Raw genomic sequence first — 8,144 nt, 5'->3', positions numbered from 1 at the left:
AGATCATATCTTCGAGTTCAAAACGGGAAGTAGCTCAGCTTGGTAGAGCACTTGGTTTGGGACCAAGGGGTCGCAGGTTCGAATCCTGTCTTCCCGATAGTGAAGAAAAAGTTAAGATGATTTATCCTAGATATGGATAAATCATCTTTTTTATTTTACATAAAGTGAACTTTTTTATTGAAATAAGTAGACTTGCTTTTCAAATGAACATTTTTCTCGTATAATTAAAGTCAGTATTAGTCAAAATCTATTAAATCGTTTAAGAAGGAGGAGACTTATGCAAAATCAAAATATGTCAGATATCATTGAAGCCTATTTGAAACAAGTTTTAGGCGTTCATGAACAAATTGAAATTAGACGTAGTGAAATGGCTAATCAATTTAATTGTGTACCTTCTCAAATTAATTATGTTATCAATACTCGTTTTACTGTTCAACAAGGTTATTTAGTTGAGAGTAAACGTGGCGGTGGTGGCTATATTAGAATTATTAAAGTGAAGTTATTGGACAAGGTAGAAATGCTAGATGCGATGATTCAAATAATTGGAGATAAGATTTCCCAAAAAGACGCTTATTCAATTATTCAAAAACTATATGAAGATGAAGTTATTACTAAAAGAGAAGCGACTTTAATGCTCTCAGCACTGGAAAAAAATGTTCTTGCAAGTAGTGAAAAAAATGAAAATAGTTTACGAGCAAAAATCTTGGTCGCTTTTGTAGACAATTTAAGATATGAATAAATGATGGAGGCGTTAAAATGAACGAATTATTTACAGAGAAAGCTAAAATGGTTTTAATTCTGGCACAAGATGAAGCAAAACGTTTTCGTCATCATTCAGTTGGGACAGAACATATCTTATTAGCCTTAGTAATCGAACAAGAAGGTATGGCTGGAAAAACGTTAAGACAATTTGCAGTTAATGAGCAAGATGTTCGAGAAGAAATAGAACACTTTACAGGTTATGGAACGATGGGCAGTATTTCAAAAAATGTAATTCTTCCTTATTCTCCAAGAGCAAAACAAGTAATAACCTTTGCAACAGATGAAGCAAGACGTTTAGGAGCACCTTTGGTTGGAACGGAACATTTACTGTTAGGTTTGCTACGTGAAGAGGAAATTTTATCTTCAAAAATTTTAAGTAATTTAGATGTTAGTTTAAATAAGACAAGACAATTATTACTTAAAAAAATTGGTGTTAGCGACAGTAACGGAAGTAAAGGGAAACGTAGCAAAGCGGCAACGGCTCAATCAACAGGTGGAACGCCTACGTTAGATTCTTTGGCTCGAGATTTAACAGCGTTGGCTAGAGCTGGGAAAATGGATCCTGTTGTGGGACGTCAAAAGGAAGTACATCGTTTGATTCAAGTATTGAGTCGTAGAACGAAGAACAATCCTGTCTTGATTGGTGAGCCTGGTGTTGGTAAAACAGCAATAGCAGAAGGTTTGGCGCAAAAAATTATTAACGGTGAAGTACCAAAAGATTTATCTAAAAAACGATTAATGATGTTAGATATGGGATCGATGGTTGCGGGAACTAAATACCGTGGTGAATTTGAAGATCGTATGAAAAAAGTTATTGAGGAAATTTATCAAGACGGTGAAGTGATTCTCTTTATCGATGAGTTGCATACCTTAATCGGGGCTGGTGGAGCAGAAGGAGCCATTGACGCTTCGAATATTTTAAAACCGGCTCTTGCAAGGGGAGAATTACAAACGATTGGTGCAACGACGTTGGATGAATATCAAAAGTATATTGAAAAAGATGCTGCTTTAGAACGACGTTTCGCACCTATTCAAGTAGACGAACCGACGGCTGAAGAAGCAGAGGAAATTCTGCTTGGTTTAAGATCGCGTTATGAAGAACATCATGGTGTAGAAATTACGGATGAAGCAATCCATTCTGCCATTCAATTTTCAATGCGTTATATCACATCAAGACAATTACCGGATAAAGCGATTGATTTGATTGATGAATCAGCGGCTAAAGTTCGTTTAGATGTTTCAGATAAACCTACGCCAGTAGCAGTAGCAATTGCTGAACTGGATGCACTAGTTGCTGAAAAAGAAGAAGCCATTCAAACGCAAGATTTTGAACGAGCTGCTAAAATTAGAGCAAAAGAGATGCGCCAAAAGAAAAAAATTGAAAACTTAATTATCAAAGAAGGCAAACAAACAACTTCTTCTAAATTACAAGTAACACCAATTGATGTGGCAGAGGTCGTTTCATTGTGGACAGGGATTCCAGTTCAACAAATGGAACAAAAAGAAAGTGATCGTTTACTAAATTTGGAAAAAGTATTGCACAGCCGAGTTGTAGGTCAAAAAGAAGCGGTTAGTGCTGTTTCAAGAGCTATGAGACGCGCTAGAAGTGGTTTGAAAGATCCAAATAGACCAATAGGTTCATTTATGTTCTTAGGCCCTACAGGTGTCGGGAAGACGGAATTAGCGAAAGCTTTGAGTGAAGCTATGTTTGGGAGTGAGGAAGCACTTATTCGCGTGGATATGTCTGAGTATATGGAAAAATACAGTACAAGTCGTTTAATTGGCTCACCACCAGGATATGTCGGTTACGATGAAGGCGGACAATTAACAGAAAAAATTCGCCAAAAACCTTATTCTGTTATTTTGTTAGATGAAGTAGAAAAAGCGCATCCAGATGTCTTTAATATTTTATTACAAGTTTTAGATGATGGTCATTTAACGGATTCAAAAGGTCGTAAGGTGGACTTTAAAAATACCATTATGATTATGACTTCAAACTTAGGTGCTACTGCTTTAAGAGATGAAAAATCAGTTGGGTTTAGTACAAAGGATAAGAAGAAAGATCATAAAGCAATGGAAAAACGAATTTTAGAAGAATTGAAAAATACGTTTAGACCTGAATTTATCAACCGAATTGATGAAACGATTGTCTTCCATTCATTAGAAAAAGATGAATTAACGGAAATTGTGAAACTAATGGGCAATACGATTATCAAACGTTTAAAAGAGCTAGATATTCATGTGAAAATCACACCTGCAGCCAATGAAGTGATTGCAAAGGCAGGATTTGATCCCGAATATGGAGCACGACCACTAAGAAGAGCCTTGCAAAAAGAAGTTGAAGATCGTCTAAGTGAAGAATTATTAAACGGTACGGTTAAAATTGGAGACGAAGTAACAATTGGTGCGGTTAAAGGGAAAATTCGGATTCAAGTCAAAGAACCAAAAATCAAAAAAGTAAAAGCTGTTTCAAAATAAGGCTTTCATTAGTTAAAAGCAAAGATTTGTGTTAAAATTATATTAAATATCAATCTAAGAAAAGGGACGTGAAAGAATATGAAAAATTCAACTAAAGGTTTATTAATAGGCTTAGGCGCAACAGTAGTAGTAGGAACCATTATTGTTTCTTCTTCAGAAAAAGCACTCCAAAAGATTGAAAGTTACATGAATCGTAAACGCGCTAAAGACTTTATCAAAGAAAAATTAAACGGCAATGACGATGCGTTATCTGTTGTGGACCAATTATCAGATGAAGAAATCTCAAATCTGTTAAAAATTGTAGACAAGATTGGAAATCTTAAAGGTAAAATCAACGTTTATGGCGATAATGTAAAAGATATGGCGGAAGATTTTAAACACACGTTACATGGTTACACTGAAACAGTCAAAGAAAAATTCGATAAATAAATAGAAAACTCCTCATTCGGTCATTAGTTGAGCGAATGAGGAGTTTTTTTTAAATAAGAACAAGTAAGTAACACAAGGTTAAATCGTTTTGATCTTTTAAAGAAAATGAGGTTGCTTCTAAAAAACGATCAATTCGATATTGTAACGTGTTCCGATGGATGTATAATTTTTTTGCTGCCAAGGAAAGATTTCCTTGGGTTTCCCAGAGAATTTGGACGAGTTCTTGCCAATCGACTTGTTCGGAAAGACTGTCTTTCAAGGTTTTCATCAAAAAACTTTTTTCGGTAGATGTTTTTGTGTAGTAAGCAAGAGCAATTTGGGGAAGAGACAGAACAGGATTTTTTGTGATCTGTTGTTGTTGATTAAAAATGGACTGCTCTTCGTGAAATAATTTTGGGAAATCGGTTGTTAAGTGCCAAAAATGGCCGATATAACAAAATACTTTTATCGAAAAGTCATCCTCCAGAGCTTGAATAACGCCACTTAGTTCTTCCAGTGTAAAGTCATTTTTCGTTTGTTCTTGAATAAGAACTCCAGTAGTCGGATTGATAAAAAAAGAATCCTCACAGGCAGGAAAAACTTGTGAAAAAGCTTCTAGCCACATAAACTGATTCTCTGAATCAAGTGGGTGAGAGAGGGTAAATTGAATTACGCGATAAGTGCCTTTTTTAGTTGTCGGCAGCGGCTTAGCTTGCCATAGAAATTGGTACCAAATCGAATGACTTAAGGCCTTTTTTGTTTCTTTTTTTATTGGGAAAAGAGCTTGTAATAATTGAATTTCAGATAGCTTAAGTTCATTAGTTGAGATTTTAATCCATTGAGTATGATAGGGTAGACACAGAATCCCACTCTCATTACTGGGAGTTTCAACTAGGGTTGCATTTGGATAAAGGGTTTGTAAACGTTCAAAATCCAAGGGGAAAACTCCTTTCGAATCAACTTGTAATTGCTTACATTAGTATAACACAATTTTAAAATGAACTTAATAAAATCCCACAGATTAGAAAAATTAGATATAGAAAATAAGCGAACTATGATAGGATATAGAAAACGAACAAAGGAATTGGCAGATGTATACACAAGAAGAAAAAGAATTTTTTATGAAGGAAGCAATAAAAGAAGCACAAAAGGCTGGCGATAAATTAGAAGTTCCGATTGGGGCTGTTGTGGTTTTAGATGGCAAAGTGATTGCTCGTGGTCACAATATGCGAGAAGAGACCAATGACGCTACGACTCATGCTGAAATGATTGCAATTCGCCAGGCAAATCATCTTTTAGACAGTTGGCGTTTAGAAGAAGCAAGCTTATTTGTAACGCTAGAACCTTGTCCAATGTGTAGTGGAGCAATGATTATGTCACGAGTCAAAGAGGTTTATTATGGTGCGGAAGATCCTAAGGGTGGAACTGCGGGGACGCTTTATAATTTGCTGACAGACGAGCGCTTTAATCACCAATTGGCAGTTGAATCAGGTATTTTAGCAGAAGAGTGTGGTCAATTGTTAAGTGAGTTTTTTAAAGCCCTGCGACAACGAAAAAAAGAAGAGAAGCTTGCAAGAAAAAGTGCGGAGCAAAATAAGTTAATTTAACTTTATTGATACAATTTCTAAAAAAAGCTAGCTTTTAGGGAAAAGATAAGGTAAAATAAAGATTGCCGAAAGGCCTTATAGCAATGGTGAACTTATGAATCGTGTCAGATCTGGAAGGAAGCAGCACTAAGTATGCTTCGCCATGTGCTGTAAGTACATAGTGAGAAACTCTTAATACAATTTGTATTGAGAGTTTTTTTTCACGCTTAAGAAAATGATGGGAGATTTTACCAAATTTTTAGTTTAAATGAATGAAATCCTATCTTTTTTAACGTATAATAGAAATTAGTAAATCTTCGGTTCAGAAAGAGGGAAATAGATGAGTTATCAAGCACTTTATCGGGTTTGGCGTCCCCAAAGATTTCAAGATATTGCTGGACAATTAGCGATTACTCAAACACTGCGTAATGCATTGATACAACATAAAACAAGTCATGCTTATCTATTTACAGGTCCAAGAGGAACGGGTAAGACGAGTGCTGCCAAGATTTTTGCAAAGGCAATTAACTGTCATCATATTGTTGACGGTGAACCATGTAATACCTGTGAAACTTGTATGGCGATTACGAAAGGTCAATTAAATGATGTCATTGAAATTGATGCGGCGAGTAACAATGGCGTCGAGGAAATTCGTGATATTCGAGATAAGGCCAAATATGCACCAACAAGTGCTGATTACAAAGTATACATTATTGATGAGGTTCATATGCTTTCAACAGGTGCGTTTAATGCCTTATTGAAAACACTAGAAGAGCCACCAAAAAATGTTATTTTTATTTTAGCAACAACCGAACCTCATAAAATTCCGTTAACCATTATTTCGAGGACGCAGCGCTTTGATTTTAAGCGTATTTCAGTGAAAGATATATGCGGAAGAATGGCTTATATTTTGGAGCAAGAAAAAATTGGATTTGAGGAAAGTGCCTTGCCTGTTATTGCGCGCTCAGCGGAAGGCGGAATGCGTGATGCATTAAGCATTTTAGATCAGGTAATCTCCTATGGCGAAACGGAAGTAACGTTGGAAAATGCAATGAGTGTCACTGGAAGCCTCACGCAAGAATTGTTATTAACTTATTTTGAGGCCATTTTAACAAATGATACTGAAAAAGGATTGGCAATTTTACAAGGTATTTTAGCTGAAGGCAAAGATTCTGCACGATTTGTCGAAGATTTGATTTTATTCAGTCGTGATTTATTGGTGTATCAACAAGCGCCGCAAATGATTGATTTACTAGAAGAGGCGAGTGCAGATACGACGTTCAAGGAATTAAGCGGGAAGATTCCGGCGAGTATTTTATATCAAATGATTACAATTTTAAATGACTCTCAAACAGAAATGCGCTTTACGAATCACCCAGATATTTATTTGGAAGTGGCAACAGTTAAAATGACACAGTTGCGAGTGAATGTGGCGTCTAAGATGGAATCTATTCAGCCAGCCTCTCAGGAAATACCTGCAACAAAAGAAGCGAGTGGAAATGTAGGGCATTTAGAAGCTGAAATCAACGAATTAAAAAAACAGCTTTTAGAACTAAAAGAGAATGGAATCGTTGCAAGTGGAGCTGCAAAAAAACCACAACAACGAGTTACCAAAAAAGCTGGGAACAATCAATTTAAACCAAATACAACAGGGATCTATCAAGTTCTAAAAGAAGCGACAAAAGACAATTTATTGCAATTAAAAGAACTGTGGCCTGATTTATTAAATATGCTTTCAGTGACGCAACGAGCGGTGATGAAAGCCTCAACACCTGTTGCAGCAAGTCCAACAGGCTTGATTGTTTCTTTTGAATATGATATTTTATGTCAGAAAGCAACCGATGATCAAGAATTAATGGAAGCAGTTAGTGAGGACATGCGCCGATTAATCGGACATACCCCAAGAATGATTTGTGTGCCAAGCGATCAATGGCCAACGATTCGTAGCGAGTATTTGAGTCAAAATAAATCAAAGCCAACGGAACAACCAAAAGAAGCACAGGGGGGTTCACCAACCCCCACTTCTGAAGCAATGAATCCACAAATCGTTCAGGAACCACCAGCGCCAACATTTGACGGTCTTGATGACCTTGTGGCACCTCCAATTGCAGACGATCAAAATACAGTCGTCACTGAAGCACTTGAGTTATTTGGAGAAGCAATGGTTGAAGTGTTGGATGATTAAGATTTTTAACTAATTTAGTTTTAAAATAAAAAGCGAACCAATGAAAGGAAGTAGACAACATGCGTGGAATGGGAAATATGCAAGGTATGATGAAACAAATGCAAAAAATGCAAAAAGAAATGGGATCAGCACAAGAGGCTTTAAACCAAAAAGAATTTACCGGGGTAGCCAGTGGTGAGTTGGTATCCATCGTGATGACAGGTGACAAGAAAGTGAAAGACGTTGTTATCAAGCCAGAAGCGGTAGATCCAGATGATATTGAAATGTTGCAAGATTTAATTTTAATGGCAACAAACGATGTGTTAGCAAAAATTGAAGTTGAAACACAATCAACAATGGGAAAATTCACTAAAGGAATCCCAGGTTTATAAATCAACGATAAAAAAAGTGGGGCGTTTGAAGCGTCCCACTTTTTAAAACAGTGAGGATGAGCAGAATGCATTACCCAGAACCAATTTCAAAATTAATTGATAGCTACATGAAATTGCCCGGAATTGGTGCAAAAACAGCTGCCAGATTAGCGTTTTTTACAATTGATATGAAGGAAGAAGACGTGACGGATTTTGCTAAAGCGTTGATTAGTGCAAAAAGAGATTTGCATTATTGTTCGATTTGCGGAAATATCACGGAAGGCGATCCATGTGAAATATGCCAAGACACAACGAGAGATCGTAGCATTGTTTTAGTAGTGGAAGACCCTAAAGATGTGATTTCAATGGAAAAAA

Annotated in this window: 7 protein-coding genes, 1 tRNA gene, 1 other RNA gene and 1 pseudogene; 9 read left to right on the top strand and 1 reads right to left on the bottom strand. The window is 36.4% G+C overall.

Annotation, left to right across the window (positions count from 1 at the left end; all coding sequences use genetic code 11):
• Nucleotides 1-23: 23 nt before the first annotated feature.
• The 4 genes from CDIMF43_RS00625 (at nucleotide 24) to CDIMF43_RS00610 (ending at nucleotide 3,669) form a co-directional block, all read left to right on the top strand.
• Nucleotides 24-97: transfer RNA gene (locus CDIMF43_RS00625), tRNA-Pro, on the top strand.
• Nucleotides 98-277: 180 nt separating this feature from the next.
• On the top strand, nucleotides 278-739 hold the full coding sequence (locus CDIMF43_RS00620) for a CtsR family transcriptional regulator (protein WP_074401456.1): 462 nt from the start codon (nucleotides 278-280) through the stop codon (nucleotides 737-739).
• 17 nt (nucleotides 740-756) lie between these two features.
• Nucleotides 757-3,240, top strand: coding sequence for an ATP-dependent Clp protease ATP-binding subunit (locus tag CDIMF43_RS00615; RefSeq protein ID WP_109840906.1), 2,484 nt, complete (start codon nucleotides 757-759; stop codon nucleotides 3,238-3,240).
• 78 nt (nucleotides 3,241-3,318) lie between these two features.
• Entirely contained in the window at nucleotides 3,319-3,669 is a 351-nt protein-coding gene (locus CDIMF43_RS00610; protein WP_034573289.1) for a hypothetical protein, read from the top strand.
• Between the two features lie 49 nt (nucleotides 3,670-3,718).
• Here CDIMF43_RS00610 and CDIMF43_RS00605 read toward each other — a convergent pair whose 3' ends face one another.
• Entirely contained in the window at nucleotides 3,719-4,585 is an 867-nt protein-coding gene (locus CDIMF43_RS00605; protein ID WP_109840905.1) for a helix-turn-helix domain-containing protein, read from the bottom strand.
• A 154-nt stretch (nucleotides 4,586-4,739) separates the two neighbouring features.
• Between CDIMF43_RS00605 and tadA the strand changes: the two genes are divergently transcribed.
• The 5 genes and pseudogenes from tadA to CDIMF43_RS00580 all read left to right on the top strand — a co-directional run.
• Nucleotides 4,740-5,255 carry a tRNA adenosine(34) deaminase TadA gene (gene tadA, locus CDIMF43_RS00600; protein WP_109840904.1) on the top strand — a complete coding sequence of 172 codons (516 nt, stop codon included), beginning with the start codon at nucleotides 4,740-4,742 and terminating at the stop codon, nucleotides 5,253-5,255.
• A 72-nt stretch (nucleotides 5,256-5,327) separates the two neighbouring features.
• Nucleotides 5,328-5,414: signal recognition particle sRNA small type (gene ffs / locus CDIMF43_RS00595), an RNA gene on the top strand.
• 160 nt (nucleotides 5,415-5,574) lie between these two features.
• On the top strand, nucleotides 5,575-7,419 hold the full coding sequence (gene dnaX / locus CDIMF43_RS00590) for a DNA polymerase III subunit gamma/tau (RefSeq protein ID WP_109840903.1): 1,845 nt from the start codon (nucleotides 5,575-5,577) through the stop codon (nucleotides 7,417-7,419).
• 59 nt (nucleotides 7,420-7,478) lie between these two features.
• A complete protein-coding gene (locus CDIMF43_RS00585; protein WP_074401461.1) occupies nucleotides 7,479-7,790 on the top strand; it encodes a YbaB/EbfC family nucleoid-associated protein in 312 nt (103 codons plus the stop codon).
• 65 nt (nucleotides 7,791-7,855) lie between these two features.
• Nucleotides 7,856-8,144 (top strand): annotated as a pseudogene (locus CDIMF43_RS00580) (recombination protein RecR); the annotation flags it as partial.

The organism is Carnobacterium divergens (assembly GCF_900258435.1).
Taxonomy (GTDB): domain Bacteria; phylum Bacillota; class Bacilli; order Lactobacillales; family Carnobacteriaceae; genus Carnobacterium; species Carnobacterium divergens_A.
This window is presented reverse-complemented; position numbering and strand designations above follow the sequence as displayed.